Annotated in this window: 24 protein-coding genes; 20 read left to right on the top strand and 4 right to left on the bottom strand. The window is 66.8% G+C overall.

What is annotated here, in order from left to right:
* Positions 1–13: 13 nt before the first annotated feature.
* The 9 genes from AC1DIP_RS07580 (at position 14) to AC1DIP_RS07540 (ending at position 10267) form a co-directional block, all read left to right on the top strand.
* A complete protein-coding gene (locus tag AC1DIP_RS07580; RefSeq protein WP_141160057.1) occupies positions 14–565 on the top strand; it encodes a F0F1 ATP synthase subunit B in 552 nt (183 codons plus the stop codon).
* Positions 565–1392, top strand: coding sequence for a F0F1 ATP synthase subunit delta (locus AC1DIP_RS07575; protein WP_476211651.1), 828 nt, complete (start codon positions 565–567; stop codon positions 1390–1392). The genes AC1DIP_RS07580 and AC1DIP_RS07575 overlap by 1 nt, the downstream gene beginning before the upstream one ends.
* A 78-nt stretch (positions 1393–1470) precedes the next feature.
* The gene (atpA, locus tag AC1DIP_RS07570) at positions 1471–3108 is read left to right on the top strand and encodes a F0F1 ATP synthase subunit alpha (protein WP_476211650.1); all 1638 of its coding nucleotides are present in this window, start codon (positions 1471–1473) and stop codon (positions 3106–3108) included.
* Between the two features lie 72 nt (positions 3109–3180).
* A complete protein-coding gene (locus tag AC1DIP_RS07565) occupies positions 3181–4071 on the top strand; it encodes a F0F1 ATP synthase subunit gamma (RefSeq protein WP_477733375.1) in 891 nt (296 codons plus the stop codon).
* A gap of 82 nt (positions 4072–4153) precedes the next feature.
* A complete protein-coding gene (gene atpD, locus AC1DIP_RS07560; protein ID WP_476211649.1) occupies positions 4154–5608 on the top strand; it encodes a F0F1 ATP synthase subunit beta in 1455 nt (484 codons plus the stop codon).
* Between the two features lies 1 nt (position 5609).
* Positions 5610–5894: a F0F1 ATP synthase subunit epsilon gene (locus tag AC1DIP_RS07555; RefSeq protein WP_018760117.1), complete on the top strand. Its 285-nt coding sequence runs from the start codon at positions 5610–5612 to the stop codon at positions 5892–5894.
* A 10-nt stretch (positions 5895–5904) separates the two neighbouring features.
* Complete coding sequence (locus AC1DIP_RS07550; protein ID WP_141160061.1) at positions 5905–6336, top strand: DUF2550 domain-containing protein; 432 nt, start codon at positions 5905–5907, stop codon at positions 6334–6336.
* A 5-nt stretch (positions 6337–6341) separates the two neighbouring features.
* Positions 6342–7670 carry an alpha/beta hydrolase-fold protein gene (locus AC1DIP_RS07545; RefSeq protein WP_476211648.1) on the top strand — a complete coding sequence of 443 codons (1329 nt, stop codon included), beginning with the start codon at positions 6342–6344 and terminating at the stop codon, positions 7668–7670.
* 23 nt (positions 7671–7693) lie between these two features.
* Entirely contained in the window at positions 7694–10267 is a 2574-nt protein-coding gene (locus tag AC1DIP_RS07540) for a bifunctional lysylphosphatidylglycerol flippase/synthetase MprF (RefSeq protein WP_477733388.1), read from the top strand.
* Between the two features lie 148 nt (positions 10268–10415).
* On the opposite strand, the gene AC1DIP_RS07535 is transcribed toward AC1DIP_RS07540, so the two are convergent.
* Together AC1DIP_RS07535 and nucS are read right to left on the bottom strand one after the other, a co-directional pair.
* A complete protein-coding gene (locus tag AC1DIP_RS07535) occupies positions 10416–10619 on the bottom strand; it encodes a cold-shock protein (RefSeq protein ID WP_011692441.1) in 204 nt (67 codons plus the stop codon).
* Between the two features lie 241 nt (positions 10620–10860).
* Complete coding sequence (gene nucS, locus AC1DIP_RS07530) at positions 10861–11556, bottom strand: endonuclease NucS (RefSeq protein WP_477733374.1); 696 nt, start codon at positions 11554–11556, stop codon at positions 10861–10863.
* Between the two features lie 118 nt (positions 11557–11674).
* Between nucS and AC1DIP_RS07525 the strand changes: the two genes are divergently transcribed.
* Both AC1DIP_RS07525 and AC1DIP_RS07520 read left to right on the top strand, forming a co-directional pair.
* A complete protein-coding gene (locus tag AC1DIP_RS07525) occupies positions 11675–12028 on the top strand; it encodes an ATP/GTP-binding protein (RefSeq protein ID WP_477733373.1) in 354 nt (117 codons plus the stop codon).
* Positions 12029–12073: 45 nt separating this feature from the next.
* Positions 12074–12871 (top strand): alpha/beta hydrolase, encoded by a 798-nt coding sequence (locus tag AC1DIP_RS07520; RefSeq protein WP_477733372.1) that lies wholly within the window; start codon positions 12074–12076, stop codon positions 12869–12871.
* Between the two features lie 10 nt (positions 12872–12881).
* On the opposite strand, the gene AC1DIP_RS07515 is transcribed toward AC1DIP_RS07520, so the two are convergent.
* Positions 12882–14195 carry an AI-2E family transporter gene (locus AC1DIP_RS07515; protein WP_476211645.1) on the bottom strand — a complete coding sequence of 438 codons (1314 nt, stop codon included), beginning with the start codon at positions 14193–14195 and terminating at the stop codon, positions 12882–12884.
* 234 nt (positions 14196–14429) lie between these two features.
* Here AC1DIP_RS07515 and AC1DIP_RS07510 point away from each other — a divergent pair, with 234 nt between their 5' ends.
* Genes AC1DIP_RS07510 through AC1DIP_RS07495 form a run of 4 tightly spaced genes read left to right on the top strand, consistent with a single transcriptional unit; the run spans position 14430 to position 18561 of the window.
* Entirely contained in the window at positions 14430–16100 is a 1671-nt protein-coding gene (locus AC1DIP_RS07510; protein WP_476211905.1) for a DUF8094 domain-containing protein, read from the top strand.
* A gap of 51 nt (positions 16101–16151) precedes the next feature.
* On the top strand, positions 16152–17156 hold the full coding sequence (locus AC1DIP_RS07505) for a co-chaperone YbbN (protein WP_477733371.1): 1005 nt from the start codon (positions 16152–16154) through the stop codon (positions 17154–17156).
* Positions 17156–18253, top strand: coding sequence for an NADH:flavin oxidoreductase/NADH oxidase (locus AC1DIP_RS07500; RefSeq protein ID WP_477733370.1), 1098 nt, complete (start codon positions 17156–17158; stop codon positions 18251–18253). The genes AC1DIP_RS07505 and AC1DIP_RS07500 overlap by 1 nt, the downstream gene beginning before the upstream one ends.
* A gap of 29 nt (positions 18254–18282) precedes the next feature.
* A complete protein-coding gene (locus AC1DIP_RS07495; RefSeq protein ID WP_477733369.1) occupies positions 18283–18561 on the top strand; it encodes a DUF3253 domain-containing protein in 279 nt (92 codons plus the stop codon).
* Positions 18562–18571: 10 nt separating this feature from the next.
* On the opposite strand, the gene AC1DIP_RS07490 is transcribed toward AC1DIP_RS07495, so the two are convergent.
* Positions 18572–20449 carry a Na+/H+ antiporter gene (locus tag AC1DIP_RS07490; protein WP_477733368.1) on the bottom strand — a complete coding sequence of 626 codons (1878 nt, stop codon included), beginning with the start codon at positions 20447–20449 and terminating at the stop codon, positions 18572–18574.
* Between the two features lie 51 nt (positions 20450–20500).
* Here AC1DIP_RS07490 and AC1DIP_RS07485 point away from each other — a divergent pair, with 51 nt between their 5' ends.
* The 5 genes from AC1DIP_RS07485 (at position 20501) to AC1DIP_RS07465 (ending at position 25877) form a co-directional block, all read left to right on the top strand.
* The gene (locus AC1DIP_RS07485; protein WP_477733367.1) at positions 20501–21295 is read left to right on the top strand and encodes an ABC transporter ATP-binding protein; all 795 of its coding nucleotides are present in this window, start codon (positions 20501–20503) and stop codon (positions 21293–21295) included.
* A complete protein-coding gene (locus AC1DIP_RS07480) occupies positions 21277–22848 on the top strand; it encodes a transporter (RefSeq protein WP_477733366.1) in 1572 nt (523 codons plus the stop codon). The genes AC1DIP_RS07485 and AC1DIP_RS07480 overlap by 19 nt, the downstream gene beginning before the upstream one ends.
* 21 nt (positions 22849–22869) lie before the next feature.
* A complete protein-coding gene (gene nagB, locus AC1DIP_RS07475; protein ID WP_477733365.1) occupies positions 22870–23649 on the top strand; it encodes a glucosamine-6-phosphate deaminase in 780 nt (259 codons plus the stop codon).
* Between the two features lie 108 nt (positions 23650–23757).
* Entirely contained in the window at positions 23758–24096 is a 339-nt protein-coding gene (locus AC1DIP_RS07470; protein WP_477733364.1) for a DUF3039 domain-containing protein, read from the top strand.
* The gene (locus AC1DIP_RS07465; protein WP_477733363.1) at positions 24096–25877 is read left to right on the top strand and encodes a DEAD/DEAH box helicase; all 1782 of its coding nucleotides are present in this window, start codon (positions 24096–24098) and stop codon (positions 25875–25877) included. Before AC1DIP_RS07470 ends, AC1DIP_RS07465 begins: the two co-directional genes overlap by 1 nt.
* Positions 25878–25880: the final 3 nt, after the last annotated feature.

Here is a 25880-nt window from a genome sequence, read left to right as displayed (position 1 = left end):
GGACGGGTGAAATATGCATCAGCTGATCATCTCAGCCGCCGCTGAAGGCGACGTCAACCCCCTTGTTCCCAATGGCTGGGAAATGCTGGTTGTCTTCGTGGGCTTTGCCATCCTCTTCTTCATCGTGGTCAAGTATGTTGTCCCGATGTTCGAGAAGACCTTTGCAGAGCGTGCCGAGGCCATCGAAGGCGGTATCGCCAAGGCTGAAAAGGCCCAGGCTGAGGCGTCTGCTGCACTCGAAGAGTACAAGCAGCAGCTGACCGACGCCCGCACCGAAGCCAACCGCATCCGTGAGGAAGCCCGCGCCGAAGGTGCCCAGATCCTCGCGGATCTCAAGGAGAAGGCAGCAGCAGAGTCTGCCCGCATCACCGCGCAGGCCCACGCACAGATCGAATCCGAGCGCCAGGCGGCCGTTGTGTCACTGCGCTCCGAGGTAGGCACCCTGGCCACCACCCTTGCCGGCCGCATCGTGGGCGAGTCCCTCGACGACGACGCACGCGCAGCACGGGTCGTGGACCGCTTCCTGGCAGATCTGGAGTCCCAGAACGCAGGTGCAGCTAAGTAATGGCAGGCGTATCGAGCGAATCGCTGGCAACAGCCCTTGCCGCGTTGGAAGCGAAGCTTCCCACGGCGTCGCTGCAGCTGGCAAAGGAACTCTTCGGAATTCTGGGAATGGTGGACAGCTCGGCTGGCTTGCGCCGTGCCCTGACTGACCCCTCCCGCAGCGGTGACGAAAAGTCGGCGCTGGTTCGGCAGTTGGTTGGCGGAAAAGTCTCCGCTGATGCTGCTGAGATCGCGGGCGGGCTGGCCAGTTCACGCTGGGCATCGGCGCGTGACATCGGCGATGCACTCGAGACTCTTGCCGCAACGGTGGTCATTTCCGTTGCTGAAAACAAGTCGGCCGTTTCTGCCTCCGGAATCACTGGCCTGGAAGAGTTGGAAAACGACCTGTTTTCCTTCAACCAGGCTGTTGCCTCCAACCACGAGGTACAACGTGCTCTGTCCGAACCGCAGGCATCGCGCGCAGCCAAGGCTGGCCTTGCCGAGAAGCTGGTACCAGGCGTCAGTGAGGAAGCCAAAGTCCTCATCACGCAGGCTGTCAGCGAGCCACGCGGGATCAAGCCGACCCGGCTTGTGGAACGGTTCGCCGAACTGGCGGCCAAGCGGCAGCAGCGCTGGATTGCAACGGTCAGCGTAACCCGGCCCTTGTCGCAGACGCAGCTGGCACGCCTCCAGGCGGGCCTGAATGCGCTGTACGGGCGGGAACTGAAGGTCAACATCAACGTTGACCCCTCGCTTATTGGCGGAATCCGCGTCCAGGTGGGTGACGAAGTGCTTGATGCTTCGGTTCTCTCCCGGCTGGGCGAACTGCAACGCCAGCTGGCCGGCTAACCGGACAAGCACAACCAAACTGATAGAAACCCCGGTCACCGTTTGCGGTGATCACAAACAGGAGAGCAGGGACTGCAGATGGCCGAATTGACCATCAACGCCGACGACGTCCGTAATGCGTTGAACGAGTTCGCGGCGTCCTACGAACCCGGAAACGCAGAGCGCGTAGAGGTTGGCCGTGTAACGACCGCAGGTGACGGCATCGCCCGTGTTGAGGGCCTTCCCTCGGTCATGGCGAACGAGCTTCTTCGCTTCGAAGACGGCACGCTGGGCCTGGCCCAGAACCTTGACGTCCGCGAGATCGGTGTCATTATCCTCGGTGACTTCCAGGGCATCGAGGAAGGCCAGGAAGTGCACCGCACCGGGCAGGTTTTGTCCGTTCCGGTTGGCGACGCCTTCCTCGGCCGCGTGGTTGACCCCTTGGGCCAGCCCATGGACGACCTGGGCGAGATCAAGGCTGAGACCACCCGTGCCCTGGAACTCCAGGCGCCCGGCGTGACCCAGCGCAAGTCGGTCCACGAACCGATGCAGACCGGCCTGAAGGCCATCGACGCGATGATCCCGATCGGCCGCGGCCAGCGCCAGCTGATCATCGGCGACCGCCAGACCGGCAAGTCCGCCATCGCGATCGACACCATCATCAACCAGAAGGCCAACTGGGCTTCGGGCGATGTCAGCAAGCAGGTCCGCTGCATCTACGTCGCCATTGGGCAGAAGGCGTCCACCATTGCCGCCATCCGCCAGACCCTCGAGGACAACGGCGCGCTGGAGTACACCACCATCGTGGCCTCTCCCGCGTCCGACCCCGCAGGCTTCAAGTACCTCGCACCGTACGCGGGCTCGGCCATCGGCCAGCACTGGATGTACGGCGGCAAGCACGTCCTGATCGTGTTTGATGACCTGTCCAAGCAGGCCGAGGCATACCGCGCCGTGTCGCTGCTGCTCCGCCGCCCGCCGGGACGCGAAGCCTACCCGGGCGACGTTTTCTACCTGCACTCCCGCCTGCTGGAGCGTTGTGCCAAGCTCTCCGACGAGCTCGGTGCCGGCTCCATGACGGGCCTGCCGCTGATCGAGACCAAGGCGAACGACGTGTCCGCCTACATCCCGACCAACGTCATCTCCATCACCGACGGCCAGATCTTCCTGCAGTCGGACCTCTTCAACGCCAACCAGCGCCCCGCAGTTGACGTGGGTGTCTCGGTGTCCCGCGTTGGCGGTGCCGCCCAGGTGAAGTCCATGAAGAAGGTCTCCGGTACCTTGAAGCTGGACCTCGCCCAGTACCGCGACATGCAGGCGTTCGCGATGTTCGCATCCGACCTGGACGCAGCATCCCGCCAGCAGCTGACCCGTGGCGCCCGCCTGATGGAACTGCTCAAGCAGGGCCAGTACTCGCCGTTCCCGGTCGAGGACCAGGTTGTCTCCATCTGGGCCGGTACCAATGGCTACCTGGATGACGTTCCCGTCGAGGACATCAGCCGCTTTGAGGCCGAGTTCCTGGAGCACCTGCGCCACAAGTCCTCGATCCTGACCACGCTGGCCCAGACCAACGTGCTGGACGATGACACCGTTGCCGCTCTGAAGTCCTCGATTGTGGACTTCAAGAAGGGCTTCTTCGGCGAGGGTGACAACCACCTGGTAGGCGCCGGCCACGAGGAGCATGACGCTATCTCCGAGGGCGAAGTCGACCAGGAAAAGATCGTCAAGCAGAAGCGCTAGTTCCGCATCGCCGGGTGTGCCGGGCCCCAGGGTCCGGCACACCCGGCTACGGAATGTTAGGAAAGGATAAGTATGGGAGCCCAGATCCGGGTCTACCGCCAGAAGATCAGCTCGACCACGTCGATGCGCAAGATCTTCAAGGCGATGGAACTGATCGCTACCTCGCGCATCGGGAAGGCCCGTGCGCGCGTAGCAGCTTCACTGCCTTACGCGAACGCGATTACGCGCGCCGTTTCTGCTGTCGCCAGCCAAAGCGAAATCGACCACCCGCTGACCACTGAGCCGGAGCAGATCCGCCGTGCCGCCGTCCTGGTAATCACCTCGGACCGCGGCCTGGCCGGATCCTACTCGGCCAGCGTGCTCAAGCAGGCGGAAGGTCTCTTCGAGCTGCTCCACGACGAAGGCAAGGAAGTCAAGACCTACCTCGTGGGCCGCAAGGCCCAGGCGTACTTCGAATTCCGGAACCGCGAGTACACGCGGGTCTGGACCGGAGGAACCGACGCTCCAGAGTTCGGCACCGCCCGTGAAATCGGCGAAGCGCTGCTGGCAGATTTCGCCACTGACTTCGAAGAGGGCGGCGTGGACGAAATCCACGTTGTCTACACCCGCTTCAAGTCCATGGTTACCCAGGAGCCGACGGTCATCCGCCTGCTCCCGCTGGAAGTAGTGGAAGAACAGGCTGCTTCCGAGTCGGAGCTCCTGCCGCTGTACGAGTTCGAGCCGGAAACCGAGCATGTCCTTGACGCCCTGCTGCCGCGCTACATCGAATCGCGGATCTTCGCAGCCATGCTTCAGGCAGCAGCTTCCGAGCTTGCGGCCCGCCAGCGGGCGATGAAGTCCGCAGGCGACAACGCAACGGACCTGATCAAGAAGTACACGCGCCTGCGCAACACGGCCCGCCAGGCCGAAATCACGCAGGAGCTCTCCGAGATTGTCGCAGGTGCCGACGCTCTCGCGTCGTAGCCTCCCGACCCTCGGTTCCGCGGAACCAGCACCACCACAGATAGACTTAACCCCACGCCATCTACTGAATGAAGTGAGAGAGATGACTGCCACTGCTACCGAACACGTAGCCGCAACGTCCGGTGCAACCGGCCGTATTGCGCGCGTAATCGGCCCGGTTGTCGACGTCGAATTCCCGGCTGACGCAATCCCGTCGATCTATAACGCCCTCACCACCGAGATCACTCTCAACGGTGAGACCAAGACCATCACCTTCGAAGTTGCGCTGCACCTCGGCGACAACCTCATCCGCGCCATCTCGCTGCAGGCAACTGACGGCCTGGTCCGCGGCACTGGCGTCGTTGACACCGGTGCCCCGATCTCCGTCCCCGTTGGCGACGGCGTCAAGGGCCACATCTTCAACGTGCTGGGCCAGCCCCTGGACGTTGCTGAGTCGGAACTGGAAGTCAGCGAACGCTGGCCCATCCACCGCAAGGCCCCCAGCTTCGCTTCGCTCGAAGGCTCCACCGAGATGCTCGAGACCGGCATCAAGGTCATCGACCTCCTCACCCCCTACATCAAGGGTGGAAAGATCGGCCTCTTCGGCGGCGCCGGCGTGGGCAAGACCGTTCTGATCCAGGAAATGATCACCCGTGTTGCCCGCAACTTCGGTGGTACTTCCGTGTTCGCCGGTGTTGGCGAGCGTACCCGTGAGGGCAACGACCTCTGGGTGGAAATGGAAGAGGCAGGCGTCCTGAAGGACACCGCCCTTGTCTTCGGCCAGATGGATGAGCCGCCGGGAACGCGCCTCCGCGTGGCCCTGTCCGCGCTGACCATGGCGGAGTACTTCCGCGATGTGCAGAACCAGGACGTGCTGCTCTTCATCGACAACATCTTCCGCTTCACCCAGGCGGGTTCCGAGGTTTCGACCCTGCTGGGCCGCATGCCTTCGGCCGTGGGCTACCAGCCCAACCTGGCCGACGAGATGGGCCTCCTGCAGGAGCGCATCACCTCCACCAAGGGCCACTCCATCACCTCGATGCAGGCCATCTACGTTCCCGCAGATGACTACACCGACCCGGCCCCGGCCACCACGTTCGCGCACCTGGATGCGACCACGGAACTTTCCCGTGAAATCGCCTCCCGTGGCCTGTACCCGGCCGTGGACCCGCTGACGTCCACGTCCCGCATCCTGGATCCCCAGTACATCGGCAAGGACCACTACAACACGGCTGTCCGTGTGAAGCAGATCCTGCAGAAGAACAAGGAACTCCAGGACATCATCGCCATCCTCGGTGTCGATGAACTCTCCGAAGAGGACAAGATCGTCGTGTCGCGTGCACGCCGCATCCAGCAGTTCCTGTCGCAGAACACCTACACCGCCAAGCAGTTCACCGGTGTCGAGGGCTCCACCGTTTCCATCAAGGACACCGTCGAAGGCTTCGCAGCCATCTGCGACGGCGAGCTGGACCACATCGCGGAGCAGGCGTTCTTCAACGTCGGCGGCCTCGATGACGTTGAGCGCCAGTGGGCCAAGATCCAGGAACAGACCAAGTAATATGGCTGAGCTTGAGGTTGAGATTGTCGCAGCGGACCACTTCGTGTGGTCCGGAGCGGCCAAGATGGTCAAGGCCCGCACCAGCGATGGTGAAATCGGAATCCTGCCCGGCCACTCGCCCCTGCTGGCGATCCTGGCCGAAGGTGAACTGGCAATCCAGCCGGTATCCGGAGACCGTATCGCCGTGGATGTGGACGGTGGATTCTTCTCCGTCGACAACAACCGTGTGGTGATCGTTGCTGACAACGCCCAGCTGGGCGGCTCGGCTACCGCTGGGATCCGCTAGCACGACCTTGATGGACGCACCGGGTATTTCGTTCATCGCACTGGCGATCGTTTTCGGATTGCTGATATTTGCACTGTGCCTTTCGGGGGTGCGCCGCTTCAACCTGCGGCGTGCCCTCGGCACGGTGGACGCCTCCATTTGCGTAGCTGGGAACAGCTGGCAGATGGGGGTTTGTCGTTATCAGGACAATGACCTTGAGTGGTTCAGGCTCATCTCCCTGAGCGTCCGGCCCAAATACACGTTCAAGCGCAGTTCCCTTGAGCTGCTGGGACGCCGGAAACCGACCGAAGCCGAGGCCGTCAAAGTCCAGCCGGACGTGGTGATCGTCGAACTCCGCTACGAGGGGCAGGACCTGCACTTCGCCATGAAGTTCGATGCCTACACGGGTCTCTCATCCTGGCTGGAAGCAGGCCCGGTCATCGGCGTGGGGACCTGGCGCTAGCCAACGTGGACTGGTTTTCAGACATCCGGCTTACGGACGGTCCACTCTATGGAACCGTCCTGGTATTGGGAGTTGGCGGCGCAGCCTACCTCCTGGTGCCGCCCTGGCGCGCCTCCGAAGACGCCGCCCTGCGCTTCAGGGCCTGGGCGATCCGTGTCTTTAGCGCAGTAGCCGCAGCGTTCGTGCTGGTGGCGACCATCCACTGGGTCATGATCAATGTGCTCACGGTCTTCCCGGAGGACATCCCTGACCCCGTCCTCCTTTGGTTCGTGCCAGGTGTTTCCGCTCTCATCCTGGGCATCCTGAGAGTGCCGCGGACCAGCTGGGTCCATTACGGAACCGGTTTCCTGGCTGCAATCCTGGTGGTGCTGCTCTCAACAATCCAGATCAACGCCTATTTTGGCCTGAACAGGACGGTCAGTGACCTGATGGGTACGGCACTGGCCCGCATCCCGGTACTTGAGCAGGATTTGATGCGGCACGCCGGGGAACCAGACGGCGCCCCGCTTCAAGGCTGGAAGCCGGAGGGGGAGTTGCCGGCCGGCGGTGAGCTGCGGAAGACCGCAATCCCCGGTCCGGCCTCCGGGATGACAACGCGCGATGCTTTTATCTACCTTCCGCCGGCATACTTTGCCGCCAACCGGCCGGCGCTTCCGGTACTGGTCCTGGTGGCCGGGCAGCCCGGCGGCCCGGCCGACTGGCTTACGGGCGGTGCAATCCGCGGCCACATGGATTCCTTCGCAGCCGCACACGGGGGAGTGGCCCCGGTGGTGGTCATCCCGGACCCCAACGGATCGCAGTCCGCCAACACCATGTGCATGGACAGCCGGATCGCCAACGCGGACACGTACCTGTCACAGGACGTCCCACGCTGGATCAGTTCCACCCTCGCAGTGGACACCAACCACCGCCACTGGGCCGTGGGCGGGTTCTCCTTCGGCGGCACGTGCGCCGTGCAGATGGGGACGCGGCATCCTGATATCTACGCCGACGTGCTGGCCTTTTCCAGTGAAGCCGAACCCGCCATCGCCAAGGAACGGCAGAAGACCATCGACGCAGCCTTCCCCGGAAACCCTGACGAATTCATCAAGCAGACTCCGCTGGAGATCATGAAACACCAACGCTTCGAGTCCAGCGGCATGTACCTCACTGCAGGCCAAAACGATCCGGAGTTCGTGGGGAACCTCCACACCCTGGCCGCAGCGGCCGAGAACGCAGGCTTCACCGTGCAGGCCCACGAAGTGGAACATACCGGCCACTCCTGGGACACCTCGTCCAAGCGCTTCGCTGACGCACTGCAGTTCCTCGGCAGCCAGTGGGGCCTGCAGTGGTGAGCACCCGGAAACCGGACCGCACGATGGTGCTGATGTGGGCCGCCGTCGGCCGTCCGGCAGCCCGGCAGGTTCTTGGCACGCTGAAAGCCATGCCCTTCACGCTGGGCGTGGTGGTGGCCTTCCTGGCAGCCGCCGCCTTGACCGGGAGCTTCCTGGACGGGCCGCCGGAGCGGCTGCTGGGGCTCGCCTCAGTCAGCGGGCCCGGCCTGCGCGACGGCAAATGGTGGTCACTGTTCACCAGCCTCTTCTTCGCCACGAATCCGCTGGCCTACCTCAGCGCGTCACTGATGATCGTGCTGCTGCTCGGACTCGCCGAGCGCAAGCTGGGCCGCCGCGCCGCCGTCGGACTCTTCTTTGGCGGCCAGTTTGTCGCCGTGACCATGTTCCTCCTGGTGACGCAGCTGGCCGTGTACGTTGGCGACGGCTGGCTGGACAAGATGGTGAATGACAGCCTGATCGGACCCTACGCCCCGGTGCTGACGGCGGGCCTGGCCGCCAGTGCCCGGATCACGCTGCTGTGGCAGCGCCGGCTCCGCACCGCGGTGCTGTCCATCTCGATCCTGCTGGTCCTCTACGTCGGGCACGCCGAAACGGTGATAGGCCTTATTGGTGCCCTCCTGGGCCTCCTGGCGGGCTGGTGGATCCAGGGTGACCAGGGCCGGCTGCACCGCCACCGGTCCACTGGCCGCGAGACCAGGAACCTGCTGGCCCTCACGGTTGCGGTCTTCGCCGTGGGCCCCATCCTGACAGGAATCACGCGCGCGCCCACCGGACCATTGGCCCTGCTGCGGGATGTTGTGCTCAGTCCGATGCCCACGCTCAGCCAACTGGTCTTCAACTGCGGTGCCACCGTTGACGCCTCGTGCCTGGAGACGGGAAGGGCAGGGTTTGCCGGGCCGTTCGGACTCGCCCTGGCCGTGGTGCCGGTGATCCTGTTGTTGATCTGCGCGGACGGCATGCGCAGGGGCCGGCGGCTGGCGCTCAGCATAGCCCTGGCCATCCAGCTGGCGGTCACGGCCCTGGCGGCCGTCTACCTTGCCCTGTTCGCCCTCGTCCCCTCACGGCTCCAGGGGACGCATGCGACCCCGCTGGCTTCGGCCTTTGCCCATGTGCTTCCCCTGGTGATTGTGCCCTTGCTGCTGGCCGTGGTCCTGTGGCTGAACCGCCGCCAGTTCCGCGTGCAGACGCGCCCGGGCGCCCGGCGCGCCCTCGGGGCCGTGGTCTGTGGAACGTGGCTCGTCCTGGCGGGCTCCTACACCGTGGCCTGGTTCTGGTCCGGCGGCCTGGCCCGCGACGGCGGCCTGCTGGGCCTCTTCGCAGAGCTGGCCCGGCAATACGTCCCGGTGCCCATCCCGCAGCACTTCCGCAGGGCGTTTCCGGAGCGGGACAGCGCCGAAGCCATCCTGTTTGCCTACTCGGGTCCCGTGTTCTGGCTGGTGGCGCTGGTGGCAGTGTGGTGGGTGCTCGTGGGCCGGCACCACGGGCTGAACTTCGGCCGGCAGGACAAGGACCGTGCCCGCCAACTGCTGCACAAGGGCGGCGGACCCCTGTCCTGGATGGCGTTGTGGGAGCCAAACACGTACTGGTTCAGCCCGGACGGTGCCGGGGCCGTTGCCTTCCAGCAGCACGGGACGGTGGCCCTGACCCTGGGCGGCGCGTTTGGTGAACGCAAGGCGGAGCAGAGGGTCACGGAGGGGTTCCTGGATTACTGCCGCAGCCAGGCTCTGATCCCGGCCCTGTATTCCTGCGATGACACGCTGTGGCCGGCACTCAAGGAACGGGGCTTCTCCCGCGTGGCGGTGGCCCAGGAGACCCGGCTGGCGCTGAACGAACTGGAGTTCAAGGGCAAGGAGTGGCAGAACGTCAGGACGGCCCTGAACCGTGCCACCAAACTGGGGGTGCACGCGGTGTGGGGCTCCTACCATTCCCTGCCCGCGGCACTGAGGTCGCGGCTGAACGAAGTGTCGGAAGAATGGGCGGCCGGCAAGTCCGTACCGGAAATGGGGTTCACCCTCGGGGGAGTGGACGAGCTCGATGACGAGGAAGTGCTCTGCTGCCTGGCTGTGGACGGCAACGGTGCGGTCCACGGGGTGACCAGTTGGCTTCCGGTGTACGACGGCGGCCGGCTGGTCAGCAGGACGCTGGACGTCATGCGCCGGGGCAGCGAAGGCTTCCCTGGAGTGATGGAATTCCTGATCGCCTCCGCAGTCCTGGAGCTGCGCGATTCCGTGGACATGATTTCGCTGTCCGGCTCGCCCCTGGCCAGCCGTCCGGAGGCACAGCCCGACCGGGGCGAGGAGCCGGAGCCCGGGGGGACCGGGGATGACGCCGGAGCGGAGGACGGGACCGCCACCGACGAAGGCGCGCAGAACCTGGTACGGATCCTGGACCTCGTGGGCCACGCGCTGGAGCCGGTCTACGGCTTCCGTTCCCTGGCAGCGTTCAAGTCCAGGTTCAAGCCGGAGTACCGGGCACTGTACCTGTACTACCAGGACCCGCTGCACCTGCCGGCGATTGGGCGGGCTCTGACCCGTGCCTACCTGCCGGGGCTTTCCCTGGCGCAGGGCGCCCGGCTGGTCCGGAAGCTGGTTACCTGAACGGTCCCGCCCCAGCGAATTTCCTGATGGCGCACAGCGATTAATTTGCATTACCTGTGCAAATTAATGATTAAACAAATGATCCCCGGCCAAATTTGCCGGGGATCATTTGTTGAAGCTGTCAGCCGCAATGTGCGGCCGGCTGCTGCTAGACCAGCGTCACGCCGGTTGCCTGGGGACCCTTGGCGCCCTGGCCGATTTCGAACTGAACGCGCTGGTTCTCGTCGAGGGTCTTGAAGCCGCCGGTCTGGATCTCGGAGTAGTGAACGAAGACATCGCCATCGGAGTCGTCCGGGGTGATGAAGCCGAAGCCCTTTTCAGCGTTGAACCACTTGACGGTTCCCTGTGCCATTTATTTCTCCTCATTGTGGAACTTTTTAAGACCGGCACACCGCGTGCCGGCCTTGGTCACTCCGCGAGAAGAATCCTGGTTTGCCTGTTCCGGTAAGGGCCGGCGCTGCAGGAGCTTCGCGCTCGCAACATGTCTTGCGAGCATGAAAAACACCTACACAAAGACTGAGACAAGAATTTCATGCCCGTTCCCGCAGGTCAACGGCCCGGCCAGTAAAAAGGAGAAAATTTGGGTAGAATTCCTAGAAGAGCCTGGAATCGCTGTCGTCCACCCCGCGCATGGCGTCATAGTCCAGGGTCACGCAGTCGATCCCGCGGTCGTTGGCCAGGACCTTTGCCTGCGGCTTGATCTGCTGCGCGGCAAAGATTCCGCGGACAGGTGCCAGCAGGGGGTCGCGGTTGAGCAGTTCCAGGTACCGGGTCAGCTGCTCCACGCCGTCGATGTCGCCGCGGCGCTTGAGCTCGATCGCCACCGTGGCGCCATCCGCGTCCCGGGCCAGGATGTCCACGGGGCCGATCGCCGTGAAGTATTCGCGCCTGATCAGGGAATAGCCCTGGCCCAGCGTTTCAATCTGGTCGGCCAGCAGCCGCTGCAGGTCCGCTTCCACGCCGTCCTTGATGAGCCCCGGGTCCACGCCGAGGTCGTGCGAGGACTCGCTGACCTTCTCGTGGATGTTGATGATGAGCAGGTCATCGGTCTTGGCCGACTGCACGGTCCACTGCTCCACCACGCCCAGTTCGAGGTCCACCTCGTCCGGGGACGAGACGCGCAGCGTTGCCGGCGGGCTCATCCAGTTCAGCGGCTTGTAGGAGCCGCCGTCGGAATGCACCAGCACGGAACCGTCCGCCTTCACCAGCAGGAGCCGGGTGGCCAGGGGGAGATGGGCCTTAAGCCGGCCAACGTAATCAACGGAGCAATGGGCTATGACGAGTCGCACGCCGTACAGACTATCGCGTGGACCACGCAGGCGGCGCCCGGAGGCGCACGGCCGGGCGGGGCGGCGGGGCACCTGCGGCGCGGCGTGGGCGGGGGATCCGCTGGGGCAGAATGGATACATGCCGCGTTCCAACCGTCCCCGCCGTCCCGCTTCCGGCAAGGGCCCCGTTTCCGGCCGCGGTGCAGGGCGGAAGGGGAATGCGGACGTTCCCGAGCTGGACCTTGAACGCGCACGCGCGGGCGTCGCCCGCCGGGAAAGCGCCCCCGACGGCGAGTGGATGGTCCGGACCATGACCGCCAAGAATGCCGAGAAGACCTACATTTGCCCGGAATGCTCCACTGCCGTCCTGCCCGGTGTTGCACACCTGGTGGTATGGAAGGACGACCACCTCTTTGGGGCGGCTGCGGGCCTGGCGGAGCGGCGGCACTGGCACACCAACTGCTGGATGACGCGAAGCTACCGCTACCGCTGACCCGCGCGCGGCGGGACGGCCTCCGCTGTCGCTAAGCTGGCAGGCATGACTTTTGATCCGGCGTCGTACCAGTTCACCCAAACCCAGGGGCCCGCACCCATTCGCGCCACCACCGTCCTGCCTGCCCGGCGCGAGAACATCGAGCTGCAGACCGAGGATGGCCACACCCTTGTGGGGGAGCTGGCGCTGCCGGAATCGGGCCCGGTCAAGGCCACGCTGATCACGCTCCACCCCTTGCCCACCCACGGCGGCTTCATGGATTCCCACGTGTACCGCAAGGCCTCCTACCGGCTGCCGGCGCTGGCGGGCATCGCTGTGCTGCGCTTCAACACCAGGGGCACCGCGTCGCCCCGCGGCACCAGCACCGGCACCTTCGAGGAAGGGGTGGGGGAGCGCTACGACGTGGAGGCCGCCGTCCGCTTCGCGGTCGAACGGGGCCTGCCCAACCGCTGGCTGGTGGGTTGGTCCTTCGGCACTGAACTGGCCCTGATGTACGGAGCAGTGGAGCCGGTAGCCGGACAGATCGAAGGCGCCGTCCTGCTCTCGCCCCCGCTGCACCGCGCCACGGACAAGCACCTGCAGCTCTGGGCGGAGTCCGGCAAGCCCCTCACCGTGCTGGTCCCCGAGCATGACGACTTCCTCCAGCCGGAGGAAGCCGCCGAACGCTTCCGCCTGGTGCCGCAGGCACGCGTGGAGGGTGTGGCCGGGGCCAAGCACCTTTGGGTGGGGGAGAAGTACGCGGCCCGGGTCCTGAACGACATCGTGGCCCAGGTGGTGCCGGGCCAGGCCGGATCAGGACTGCCCCACGAATGGGACGGACCGGTGGCGACCGCCGGCGCGTGAGGCCGCGGGCCTAGTGCTGGTCCTGCCGGACGATGTAGATCTCGCGGACCAGCAGCAGCACGGCGGCCGCGGTGGGGATGGCGATCAGGGCGCCGAGCACGCCCAGCAGGCTGCCGCCGGCAATCACGGAAATGACCGCCACGGCACCGGGGACCGCCACAGCCTTCTGCATGATGCGCGGTGAGATGAAGTACGCCTCGAACTGCAGGTAGGCGAAGTAGCAGACAGCGTAAATGGCCGCCACCTGCCAGCCCTCGGTGAGGGACACGAGGGTCACCACGATGCCCGCGATCATCCCGCCCACCAGGGGGATGAAAGCCAGCAGGACCACCACGAAAGCCAGGAGCAGGGCGAACGGAATGCCCACGATGGACATCACCACGAAGGCGAAGGTGGCATTGAGCAGGGCAACGCAGGCCTGGCCGATCACGTAGTTTCCCACCGACCGGGTGATCTCCTCGGACAGGGCGGCCACCCGCTTCCGCCGGGAGCGCGGGGCCAGGCGGTAGCCCCACTTCTTCATGGCCGGCAGCGCTGCCAGGAAGTAAAGGCTCAGTACCAGGACGATCAGGGCGCCGAAGAGGCTGTTGGCGACGGTGGATCCAAAGCCCAGCACCCCGCCGAAAATGCCACCCATCGCTGCGGGGTCGTTGACGAACTTGTTCAGTTCCTCGGTGATGCGGTCGCGCACGCCGAACTGGTCATCAAGGCTGCGGAAGAGGTCGGAATCCATGAAGTTGCGCACCCAGTCCGGCGCCTGCCGCACAATCTCGGAGACCTGTTCCACGATGGTGGGGATGAGGGTGGCGAAGAAACCGACGACGGCGCCCATCAGGACCGCCACGGAGACCAGGATTCCGGCAGGCCGGGGGATTTTCCGGCCTTCGAGCCAGCCCACCACCGGCTCCAGTCCCAGTGCTATGAACAGCGCAGCCACGATCCACAGCAGCAACTGCGTCGTGTGGGAACCGATCCAGTAAACCAACAGCGCCAGCCCCACGCCCACGGTGCCCATGAACCCCATGTACAGCGGGTGCTGCGGTGACATCCGGGGTCCGGGATGGCCGAACTGCGGCTCGTCCTCGCCGTCGTGGTCCGCCTCCGGAACCTGTCCGGTATATTCCGGCGGCATTTCGAAGCGGAGCCGGGGCTGGGCGCCGGGCAGCGGCTGCCGGAGCCGGCGGACCACTTGGCCAAGGGCTGCAGCGGCTGAGCCCCCACGGCGTGCGGCCATGCCCAGCGGAGGAACGGCGGCAGGGACAGGGCCCCTGGGATCCCCTGGATTTCCGGCTGCAGCCGAGGACGGGTCCGTCTTGTCAGTCAATGGTTTTGGGGGCCTGTTCCGTGCGTGGCACCGCCTGCGCGGGCCGGTGTGATGATCATCGCAAACACTATCAGCAGGCTTGCCACCGCGAGCCGAAGGCGCCTCCCGGGCGCCGGCGGTGCCGGGCGGACGAACGCTTAAAAGGGCTCCCTGGTAACAAAAAGGTTACTATTGAAGGTAAACCCCCGCTGATGATAGGTGTTTCCCTTGCGTTTAAAGACTGCAGCCGCACTTGTGCTGCTCGGCCTCCTGACACTTTTGGCCGGTATCGGCCAGAGAACCATCTGGGCTCCCTCCGAGACGTTTACGGCTTCCGCGCCGGCCGGCGCCACCGCGGCGCCGCTGACAGTGATCGACCAGAAGCTGCGCACCCTGCACGGCGGCACGGTCAAGATCAACATCCAGGGCGATGGAAACTTCCTGCTGGCCTCCGGCCGGCCGGACGACGTCAACGCCTGGGTGGGCAAGACAGCCCACAACACCATTAACGGGGTATCCGAGGACGAGAAGTCCCTCTCGGTTGAGCACGCCGACGGCGAGGGCACTGCCCCCAACCCCGCGGGCTCGGACCTTTGGGTATCGAGCGAGAACGCCAGCGGCGAGCTTGAGTACACCTGGACACCGCCCGCGGACGGCGACTGGAGCCTCCTCCTGGCCGCCGACGGCACCAAACCCGCGCCGGCCAACATCTCCATGACCTTCCCCAATGACACCTCCACCCCGTGGGCTGTTCCGCTGATGGTCATCGGCAGCATCCTGATCCTGGGCGGAATCGTCCTGGCGCTCCTGTCTGCCCGCCGGAAGGATGGCGAAGGCGGCGGCGACTCCGCTTTCGCCCGCCGTGCCCGGGCCCGGAAGGCGCAGGGCCAGGCCCCGTCGTCGTCCTCTTCCTCCAAGGTCACCATGGTGGCCGCCGGTGTGGCGGCAGCCGTGCTGGCAGGATCCGGCACCGCCGCCCAGGCGGCCAGCCCCAGCCCGCAGCCTTCGGGCAGTGCCTCATCGCCGGCCAAGGAGGCAGCCGGCTCGCCGGTCCTGCTGGACGCCCAGTTCCGCCGGATCCTGGAGCAGGTCTCCAGCGCCACCGACGCCGGTGACGCCGCCAAGGACGCCGCCAAGCTCACGGACCGGGTTGCCGGCCCCGAACTGGAAATCCGCACCCAGAACTACAAGATCCGCTCCCAGGTGGGTTCCTATGAGCCCCGCATGCCCGTCCGGTCCACCAAGCTTCTGACCACGGTGGTCACCAGCGGCCGTGACTGGCCGCGTTCGGTGTTGGCAGTGACCCAGGGCGACGGCAATGTTGTGCCGCAGATCCTGACGCTGGTCCAGCAGTCTCCGCGCGAGAACTACAAGCTCATGGAAACCACGCCCCTTCAGCCGGGCACCACGTTCCCCAGCATCAGCCGCGGGGGCACCGAAACCCTGGCCGCCTCGGACAAGTCCGGACTGCTTTACAGCGGCGAGGAAGCCATGTCGGGCCTCGCCGACAGGCTCACGTCGGCGGACTCGCCGTTCAAGGACAAGCTCACCGAGGGCGAATCCTCCCCGTACATCGCTGACACGCTGTCCTACCAGGCGGAGGTGGTCAAGGCCGGCGAGAACGGCAACTTCTCCTTCACCCACAAGGTGGTCCCCGAGAGCACCGTGGTCTTCCGGACGTCCGACGGCGGGGCCCTGGTCCTGGGCCGGATCAACTTCGGCTTCGAAGGCACCCCGAAGGCTGCCGGCGACAAACTCAGCATCGGTGACGACGCCGCAGCCCTGGCCGGCGGCAAGGAAACCACTACCGGCATGGTGTTGAACTTTGCCGAATCGATGGCCGTGTACGTTCCCCCGGCGGGATCGACCGACCCGATGAAGCTCGTTGCCGCCACCCGCGGCCTGGTCGGCGCCAGCTTCAAGTAGCGCCCGGCTGCAGTACCCCCGGCAGCGGCCGGAGTGGCTAGAGTGGGAAACATGAGTTCGCCAGCTTCCCGCCCAGTCCCTCCTGCCGCTGCCAACCTGCTTAACCTGCGCGGCGCCGTCGACCTTTCCGCGCTGAAGCGCCCCGCTGCCCCTGCCGGCCCTCCTGCCCAGGGAAACGCCCCGTCAGTGCCTGCCGCCCCGGCCCAAGGCGGCCAGCCGGGCGAACCGGCAGGCGGACCCGACCTCAAGGTCGACGTCACTGAAGCCAATTTCCAGCAGCTGGTGGAACTTTCCGCGCAGGTTCCGGTGGTCTTCGCCCTGTGGGCTCCCTACTCGCCGGAGTCCAGCAGGATGGTGGACACCCTCGACCGCGTCGTGGCCAGCTACGGCGGCAGCCTGGTCCTGGGTGCGGCCGATATCGAAGCCTTCCCGCAGCTTGCCCAGGCCTTCCAGGTGCAGGCCGTCCCCACCGCCGTCGCCGTCCTCAAAGGGCAGCCCGTGCCGCTTTTCCAGGGCGCAGCGGAGGAGCAGCAGGTGCGCAGCCTCTTTGACGAACTCCTCAAGGTGGCTGCCGCCAACGGGGTCACCGGCAGCCTCGACGCCGGCGGACCCGGCGAACAGGAACCTGCACCCCTGCCGCCGCTGCACCAGGCCGCCTACGACGCCATCGAGGCCGGCAACTATGCCGCCGCCGCCGAAGCCTACCGCCAGGCGCTCAAGGAAATGCCCTCCGACCACGAAGCCAAGGCCGGCCTGGCCCAGGTGGAGCTGATGGACCGGCTGCAGTCCGTGTCGGCCCAGGACAGTGAAGCGCTGCGTACGCTGGCTGCGGACGAGCCGGACAATCTGGAAGCCCAGCTTGGCGTGGCAGACCTGGACGTGGCCGGCGGCCATGTGGAGGACGCGCTGAACCGGCTGGTGGCCTTCATCGGCCGGAACTTTGGCCCGGAGCGTGAAACTGCACGCGTCCGGCTGCTGGAACTGTTCGAGGTGGTGGGCGCCGGCGACGGACGCGTCGCCAAGGCACGCCAGGCGCTGGCCCGGGTACTGTTCTAGTGCCGGCCCTGTTCCAGCCACTGGCGCTGAGGTCCCTGGAGCTGCAGCACCGGGGCTGGGTGTCGCCCATGTGCCAATACAGCTGCGATCCCGACGACGCCCCGGGGGTCCCCAACGACTGGCACCTGGTGCACCTGGGCGGCTTCGCCGTGGGCGGCGCCGCGATGATCCTCACGGAGGCCGCGGCGGTGAACGCCGAGGGCCGGATCAGCCCCCGGGACGCGGGCCTGTACAACGATGAGCAGGCGGCTGCCTGGCAGCGGATCATCTCCTTCGTCCACCGGAACGGTACCGCCGGTACCAAGATCGGTGTCCAGTTGGCGCACGCCGGCCGGAAGGCGTCCACGTACTGGCCGTTTTCCGGCAAACACGGCAGCGTCCCGGCCTCCGATGGCGGGTGGGACACGGTAGGCCCGTCCACCACATCCTTCGAGGGGTACGCTGCTCCCGCCGCCATGACCGTGGAGCAGATCCACGGCGTCATCGCCGATTTTGCCGCCGCCGCGGAACGGGCCGTGGCCGCCGGCTTTGACACCATGGAGATCCACGGGGCGCACGGGTACCTCCTGCACCAGTTCCAGAGCCCCCTGATCAACCAGCGCGACGATGAATGGGGCGGGGACGAGGCCGGCCGCAACCGTTTGATGCTGGCCGTTGTTGACGCTGTCCGCGCCGCGATTCCCGATTCCATGCCGCTGCTGCTCCGGATCTCGGCCACCGACTGGGCGCCGGGCGGGGTGGACCAGGAAGCCTCCGTCAGGCTGGCCCGCGAGGCGGCCTCGCACGGGGTGGACCTGGTGGATGTTTCCAGCGGCGGGGCGGTTGCCCACCAACAGATCAAGCCGGGCCTGGGCTACCAGACCGGATTCTCCGCCGCCATCCGCGGGGAGGCAGGAATCGCCACCGGCACCGTTGGCCTGGTGACCACTCCCGGACAGGCGGAGCATGCCGTTGCCACCGGGCAGGCCGATGGCGTCTTCATTGCCCGGGCCGCGCTGCGCGACCCCCACTGGTGGCTCCGGGCCGCGTTCGAACTGGGGCACGACTTGGCCTGGCCGCCCCAGTACGAGCGTGCCATCCCGCGGCGCACCTTCTGAGCCGCATCTTCTGATAACGGAGCCCATGCATGGCGCACGCCGGCGGGAACGACCCGCACAAACCGGTTGACCGGCAGTTGGAAGCGAAGATCCTGGAACTGCTGGCCGCCCGGGCGGCCACGTCCACCATCTGCCCGTCCGATGCTGCCAGGGCCGTGGGCGGCGAGGACTGGCGGCAGCTCATGGAACCGGCCAGGGACGCTGCGCGGCGCCTGGTCGACGCCGGCCAGGTCCACATCACCCAGGGCGGGTCCGTGGTGGATCCTGCCACCGCGAAGGGGCCGATCCGGATCCGCAAGGCGCCGTGAAGCCGGGCTGTCAGCCCAGCAGGTCATCGACGTAGCACCAGCGCCATTCTTCCCCGGGTTCGATGCTGCGCATGACGGGGTGGCCGGTTTCCTTGAAGTGGCGGCTGGCGTGCCGGCCCGCGGAGGAATCGCAGCAGCCGACGTGGCCGCAGGCAAGGCACATCCGCAGGTGCACCGGTGTGGTGCGCTCCCGTTCGCAGCCTGCACAGGCCGGGTTGTCGGGCAGCGGTGCGGGCATGGCCGCCGTCAGGTGGTCGCAGACGCCGCCCGGCTGGGACAGCCCCTCGCCGCCCCCGCCGGCGGCGGCTGAGTCCAGTTCATTGAGGGAAGCATCGAGCATGGACTCCTCAACGTCCAGCCGTTCCAGGACTTCGCTGAGGACTTCGTGGGCAAAGTCCCCGCCGCGCCGGAGTTCCAGGACCTTGTCCCGTTCCGCTTCCAGCATGGCCATCCGCAGCTGGGCGTAGCGCTGGCTGGGGGTCGCCGCCTCTGCCGCCGGCCGGCCCAGGCGCTCCCAGGCGGCCAGTCCCCGCTCCTGGGTCCGCCGCCGCAGCATGTCCATCACTTCGGGCGGATCGGTGTCGCGCCGGAGCTGCTCCAGCCGCTCCATTCCCGCAGCGGTGGCCAGCTGCATGAGGGACGCCTGGTTAAGCGCATCCTCGCGCCTGTCCGGCCCCGGCACGCCCAGGGCCCGCACCAGGGGCGGCAGCGTAAAGCCCTGGAGCACCAGGGTGCCGCCGACGACCACCATGGCGGCCAGCACCAGCACATTCCGGTGCTCCAGGTCACCGGGCAGCGTCAGGACGGCGGCAAGGGTAACCACCCCGCGCATGCCGGCCCAGGACACGATGGCCGGAAACTGCCAGGGCGGCGCGGGGTCCTTGCGCTGCACCGACGGAATCAGGCGCGGGAGGTACGTCGAGGGAAAGACCCAGAGCGGGCGCAGCACCAGCACGGCCAGCAGGATCACCGCGCAGCCAAGCCACACCCGGCCCGCCCCCAGCGAGTCGTCCTGGACGCTCTCGATGATGGTCCGCACCTGCAGCCCGATCAACAGGAATACGGCGTTCTCGAGCAGGAACTGGACGGTGTCCCAGTTGCTGCGGGCGCTTTGCCGCGCCGCGCCGTTGGGCATGGACGGCGCCTTGGTGCCCATCACCAGGCCGGTGACGACGACGGCGAGCACGCCCGATGCGTGGATGGCCTCGGCGGGGAGGAAGGCAACGAAGGGGGCCATCAGCGATGTTGAGGTGTTGATGGCCACGTTGCTGATCCGTTTCCGGATTTCGGTCAGGATGTAGGCGGCAGCAAGGCCCACCACCAGCCCGCCGCCGGCCGCCAGCACGAAGCCGCCGGCCACGTCCAGCGCGGACACGGAACCTGCGATGGCCGCCACGGCAGCCCGCAGGCACACCAGCGCCGTTGCGTCGTTGACCAGCGATTCGCCCTCGAGGATGTTGACGATCCTGCGGGGCATGCCGACCCGCCGCGCGATCGCGGTGGCTGCCACGGCGTCCGGGGGAGCCACCACCGCACCCAGCGCGATGGCGGCGGGCAGCGGGATTTCCGGGAACAGCCACCACACCACCGCCCCGACCCCCAGGGTGCCGAAGATGACGTAGCCCACGGACAGGAGCCCGATGGAGCGCCGGTTCGACGTGAAGTCAAAGAGCGATGTCCGGAACGCGGCGGCATAGAGCAGCGGGGGGAGCAGGCCCACCAGCACCAGTTCGGGGTTGAGCTCAACCGGCGGAATGAACGGCAGGAACGAACCTGCCACTCCGGCCAGGACCAAAAGCAGGGGAACGGGGAGATTGAGCTTCCGTCCCACCGCGCTCCCGGCACACACCACCGCAACGATCACCAGCAGGCCCAACGCGATGTCCATGACGCTAGTCTCCCACCCCCGCAGTGTCGGTCCGCGGACTAGGCTGGCACCATGACTGCTCCGATCCCTGAACAGCCGCCGGCTTCCGGCCCCGTACCGGCCCTTTCCATCCGCGGGCTGGCCAAGCGGTTTGGCGGGAAGATCGCGGTGGACGGGATCAGCCTGGACGTCCCGGCCGGTTCGTTCTTCGGCATCGTAGGCCCCAACGGTGCTGGCAAGACGACCACGCTGTCCATGGCCACCGGCCTGCTGCGGCCGGACTTCGGCACTGCAGTGGTACACGGCGTCGACGTCTGGCAGCACCCCCTCGAAGCGAAGCGGCTCATGGGAATCCTGCCCGACGGCGTCCGGCTCTTCGACCGGCTTACCGGCGAGCAGCTGATTACGTATGCCGGCCTGCTGCGCGGCATGGACAAGGCTGTGGTGGCAGCGCGGGTGGGGGAGCTGCTGGCCGCCATGGACCTCAGCCAGGACGCGGGCACGCTGGTGGTGGACTACTCGGCCGGTATGACCAAGAAAATTGCCCTGGCCTCCGCACTGATCCACGCCCCGCGGCTGCTGGTCCTGGACGAGCCCTTCGAAGCGGTCGACCCCGTGTCTGCGGCGAACATCCGTTCCATCCTGGACCGGTACGTGGACTCCGGCGGGACGGTCATCGTGTCCAGCCACGTGATGGACCTGGTCCAGCGGATGTGCGACCACGTCGCGGTGGTGGCCAAAGGCCGGCTGCTGGCAGCGGGCACCGTGGATGAGGTGCGTGCCGGCGCCTCGCTTGAGGACCGCTTCGTACAGCTGGTCGGCGGCCACAGCCACACGGAAGGGCTGGAATGGTTGCGCACCTTCTAAGGCTTAAGCTCACGCTGCTCCGGAACGGACTGCGCCGCAGCCCCTGGCAGCTGGTGGGCATGGCCATTGCCGGGCTCTATGCACTGGGGGTGGTGGCGACGCTGGTCATGGCCCTGGTCTTGCTGCGCACCGCGGGGCCGGTGACCGCACACACCGCGGTGGTCCTGGGCGGCTCCGCGGCAGTCCTGGGCTGGGCAGTAGTCCCGGTGGTGGCATCGGCCACGGACATGACCCTCGATCCGGCCCGCTTCACGACCTTTGCCATCCCCATGAAGCAGATGCTCGCCGGGCTGGCCCTCGGCGGCCTGATTGGCATCCCCGGCCTGGCCACCACGCTGGTGTCACTGGCCACCGTGGTGACCTGGTCCCGCGGCGCGCTTCCGGCGCTCGCAGCCCTCGCCGGCGCTTGCCTGGGCGTCATGACGTGCGTCGTGCTTGCCAAGGTGGTCACCACGGCAACAGCGAGCCTGGCCGCATCCAGGCGCTTCAAGGACATCAGCGCGCTCGCGTTCATGGTGCCGCTGGTCCTGTTGGGTCCCATCGTGGCGGGGGTTGGCCGCGGCATCTCCGGGTCCACCGGGTTCCTGCCGGACTTCGCCCGGGCCCTGTCCTGGACGCCGCTCGGGGCACCATGGTCGCTGGCCGGAGATATCGCGTCGGGCCGGGCCGCCGAGGCCGCGGTGAAGCTGGTGATGGCGGTGGCTGTCCTCGGTGCGCTGGCCTGGTGCTGGAAGCTGCTGCTTGAGCGGGCACTGGTCACCCCGCCCTACGCCGGCGCCGGGAAGCGGCGGGGCGGCAGGCTGGGGCTGTTCGGCGTGCTGCCGGCCACCCCTGCCGGCGCCGTCATGGCAAGGTCGCTGACCTACTGGTTCCGGGACCCCCGGTACTCGGGCTCGCTGGTGGTCATCCCACTTCTTCCGGTGGTGCTGGCATTCCAGGGGGCACAGACCGGCAGCTACGGCAGCCTGTCGTTCCTTGCCCCGGTGTCCGCCTTCATCCTGGCCTGGTCCATCTCCGCAGATGTCTCCTATGACAACACCGCCTTCGCGCTGCACCTGGCCACCGGCGTCCGGGGGGTGGCGGACCGGCTGGGCCGGGCACTGGCGTGCATGACCTTCGCGCTGCCCGTGGTGCTGGTGTTCTCGGTGGGGTATGCCGCCTTTGCCCGCAACTGGACGGGGCTGCCCGGCCAGCTGGGGTTCAGCCTGGGGATCCTCTTTACCGGCCTGGGGCTGTCCTCGGTGGTGTCGGCCCGGTACACGGTCACCGTTCCGTTGCCCGGGGACAGCCCTTTCAAGAAGCCCCCGGGCAATGTCGGGCAGACTTTGGCCGTGCAGTTCGTGGGGATGCTGGTCCTGATGGTCCTCGTCCTGCCGGAGGCGGCGCTGCTGGTGGCACAGGCGGCCACGGGCAATGTCCTGTTCGGCTGGCTCAACCTGGCGGTGGGAACCGTGGTGGGCCTGCTCCTTTTCCTGTCCGGCGTCCGGCTTGGCGGCAGGTGGCTCGATGCCCGCGGGCCCGAGCTCCTGGCGCAGGTCACTGTAAACCGCTGACAGTTCCAGGAAGGGAACAGCATGGAAGTCGTGATCCTCGGCGGCAGCCGGCACCTTGGAAGGCTCGCAGCCGACGCCGTTGAACAGCTGGTCCGCCGCAAGCCGGACGCGGTCCTTGGCCTGGCCACAGGTTCCTCGCCGCTGCCGGTGTACGAAGAACTGGCGGCCCGGCACCGGCTGGGCCTGGATCTCAGCCGGGCCTCGGCGTTCGCGCTGGATGAATATGTCGGCCTCCCCGCCGGCCATCCGGCGTCCTACAGCGAGGTGGTCCGCCGGGAGTTCACCAGCCGCGTGAACATCGCCCCGGAGAACGTCCACGTGCCGGACGGGACTGCCGCAGACATCCCTGCTGCCTGCAGCGCCTACGAAGAGGCCATCGCGGCTGCCGGGGGCATTGACCTGCAGTTGCTGGGCGTGGGCACCGACGGCCATATCGGGTTCAACGAACCGTGCTCGTCCTTCGCATCACGGACCCGGATCAAGAGCCTGATCGAACAGACACGCCGGGACAACGCCAGGTTCTTCGACAACCTCGGTGGTGTGCCGCACCACGTCATCACCCAGGGACTGGGCACCATCATGGCGGCGCGCCACGTGATCCTCCTCGCCACGGGCGCGCAGAAGGCCCAGGCCGTCCGCGATCTGGTGGAGGGGCCGGTGGCCGCCATCTGTCCCGCCTCGGTGCTGCAATTCCACCCGCACGCCACCATCCTGCTGGACGAGGCGGCCGCCTCGGCCCTGAAACTCGCAGATTTCTACCGCCATACGTATGAGAACAAGCCGGCCTGGCAGGGGCTGTAGCGCGGCCTGGGGTACACCGGCAGGCTGCAAAAAAGTACGACGACGGCCGGTTCCGGACCCCGGCGCGGGCGTGCCGCCGTCGAACGCCCGGCCGGCGGAAAGGCTAAGATGGATGGCATGACTAGCATGACGGACCCTCTCGAAAACGACCCGATGCGCGAGCTTTCCGGGGCTGGAACGTCCACGGCCACCATTGAGCGCGAGGAACTGCGCCAGGAAGTGGAGCCGGGCGACCGGGAGCGCTTTGCCCACTACGTGCGCAAGGAAAAGATCATGGAGTCCGCGATGACCGGGGAACCCGTCATCGCCCTGTGCGGGAAGGTCTGGACGCCGGGCCGGGACCCGCAGAAGTTCCCGGTCTGCCCGGAGTGCAAGGAAGTCTATGAGGGCCTCCGGCCGGGCAACGACGGCGGGAAGGGTCCGGGGGACTCGGGCAACAACAAGTAGTGACGGAGACGCTCTTTGGCGGCCCCACCCTGCCTCCGGCTTATCCGGAACGTGCAGCCTGGGGAACCGCCCCGAAACTCCGTGCCTGGCAGCAGGAAGCGCTTGACCTCTACCTGAAGAGCAGCCCCCGAGACTTCCTCGCCGTGGCGACCCCGGGTGCAGGCAAGACCACATTCGCGCTGCGGATCGCCTCCACCCTGATCGATTCCGGTGCCGTCAACCGGGTGACCATCGTTGCCCCCACGGACCACCTGAAGCGCCAGTGGGCGGATGCGGCAGCCAAGGTGGGGATCGCCATCGATCCCAACTTCAAGAATTCCGACGGACAGCACGGCCGCGGCTTCATCGGCGTTGCCGTCACTTATGCACAGGTGGCCAGCAAACCCCTGCTGCACCGCGCCAAGACCGAGGCTGCCCGGACCCTGGTGATCCTGGATGAGATCCACCACGGCGGCGAGGCGCTGTCCTGGGGCGATGGGCTGCGCGAGGCGTTCGACCCTGCGGTGCGCCGGCTGTCCCTGACCGGTACGCCGTTCCGCTCTGACACCTCGCCCATCCCGTTCGTGGAATACGCCGAGGACCGTGACGGCATCCGGCGCTCCAAGGCCGACTACACCTACGGCTACGGCAACGCCCTCCGGGACCACGTGGTGCGGCCCGTGATGTTCATGGCCTACTCCGGCCAGATGCGCTGGCGCACCAGTGCCGGCGAGGAAATGGCGGCCTCCCTGGGTGAGGCCGCCGTGACCAAGGACATCACCAGCCACGCGTGGCGGACCGCTTTGAACCCGGCGGGGGAGTGGATTCCCGCTGTCCTGGCCGGTGCGGACAAGCGGCTCAGCGAAGTCCGGCGTACCGTGCCGGACGCAGGTGGCCTGGTCATCGCCACGGACCACGAGGACGCCCGGGCCTACGCCGGGCAACTGAAGAGGATCACCGGCGAATCGCCCACCGTCATCCTGTCCGACGACGCCAAGGCGTCCAGCAAGATCGAGGACTTCTCGGCCGGCGACAAGCGCTGGATGGTGGCGGTCCGCATGGTGTCCGAAGGCGTTGACGTGCCCCGGCTGTCCGTGGGCGTCTATGCCACCTCAACATCCACACCGCTGTTCTTCGCCCAGGCCGTGGGGCGCTTCGTGCGTGCCCGCAAGAGGGGCGAAACGGCATCGGTCTTCCTGCCGTCCGTCCCGCAGCTGATGGCGCTGGCGAACTCCATGGAGATGGAACGGGACCACGCGCTGGACCGGCCCGAGAAGGAAGACGGCGACGGCCTCTTCAACCCTGAAGACTCGATGATGGACGAGGCCAACCGCGAGGAAAAGGCCTCTGACAGCCTCACCAAGGGCAAGTTCGAGGCCCTGGACTCCCAAGCGTCCTTCGACCGCGTGTTGTTCGACGGCGGCGAGTTCGGCACCGGCGGTGAAGTGGGGTCCGACGACGAGCTGGACTTCCTGGGCATCCCGGGCCTCCTGGACGCCGAGCAGGTGGGGACGCTGCTGCGCCAGCGCCAGCATGAGCAGTTGAACCGGAAGAACCGGAAGGGGCCGGCGGCAGCGGAAACCGTAATCCCCGCAGTACCGGACCACCGGATGCTGATGGACCTGCGCAACGAACTGGCCAAGAATGTGGCCGCCTGGTCTGCCAGGACCGGGACCCCGCACGGGGTGGTGCACACCAAGCTCCGCACCGTCTGCGGCGGACCTCCGGTGGCCCAGGCCAACGAGGAGCAGCTAAAGTCCCGGCTGCGCAAGCTCCAGGACTGGTTCGTGGGCCGCAAGTAGCGG

The organism is Pseudarthrobacter sp. 05T312 (assembly GCF_056396685.1).
The sequence above is the reverse complement of the archived record's forward strand: the minus strand, read 5'-3'. Positions and strand labels throughout refer to the sequence as shown.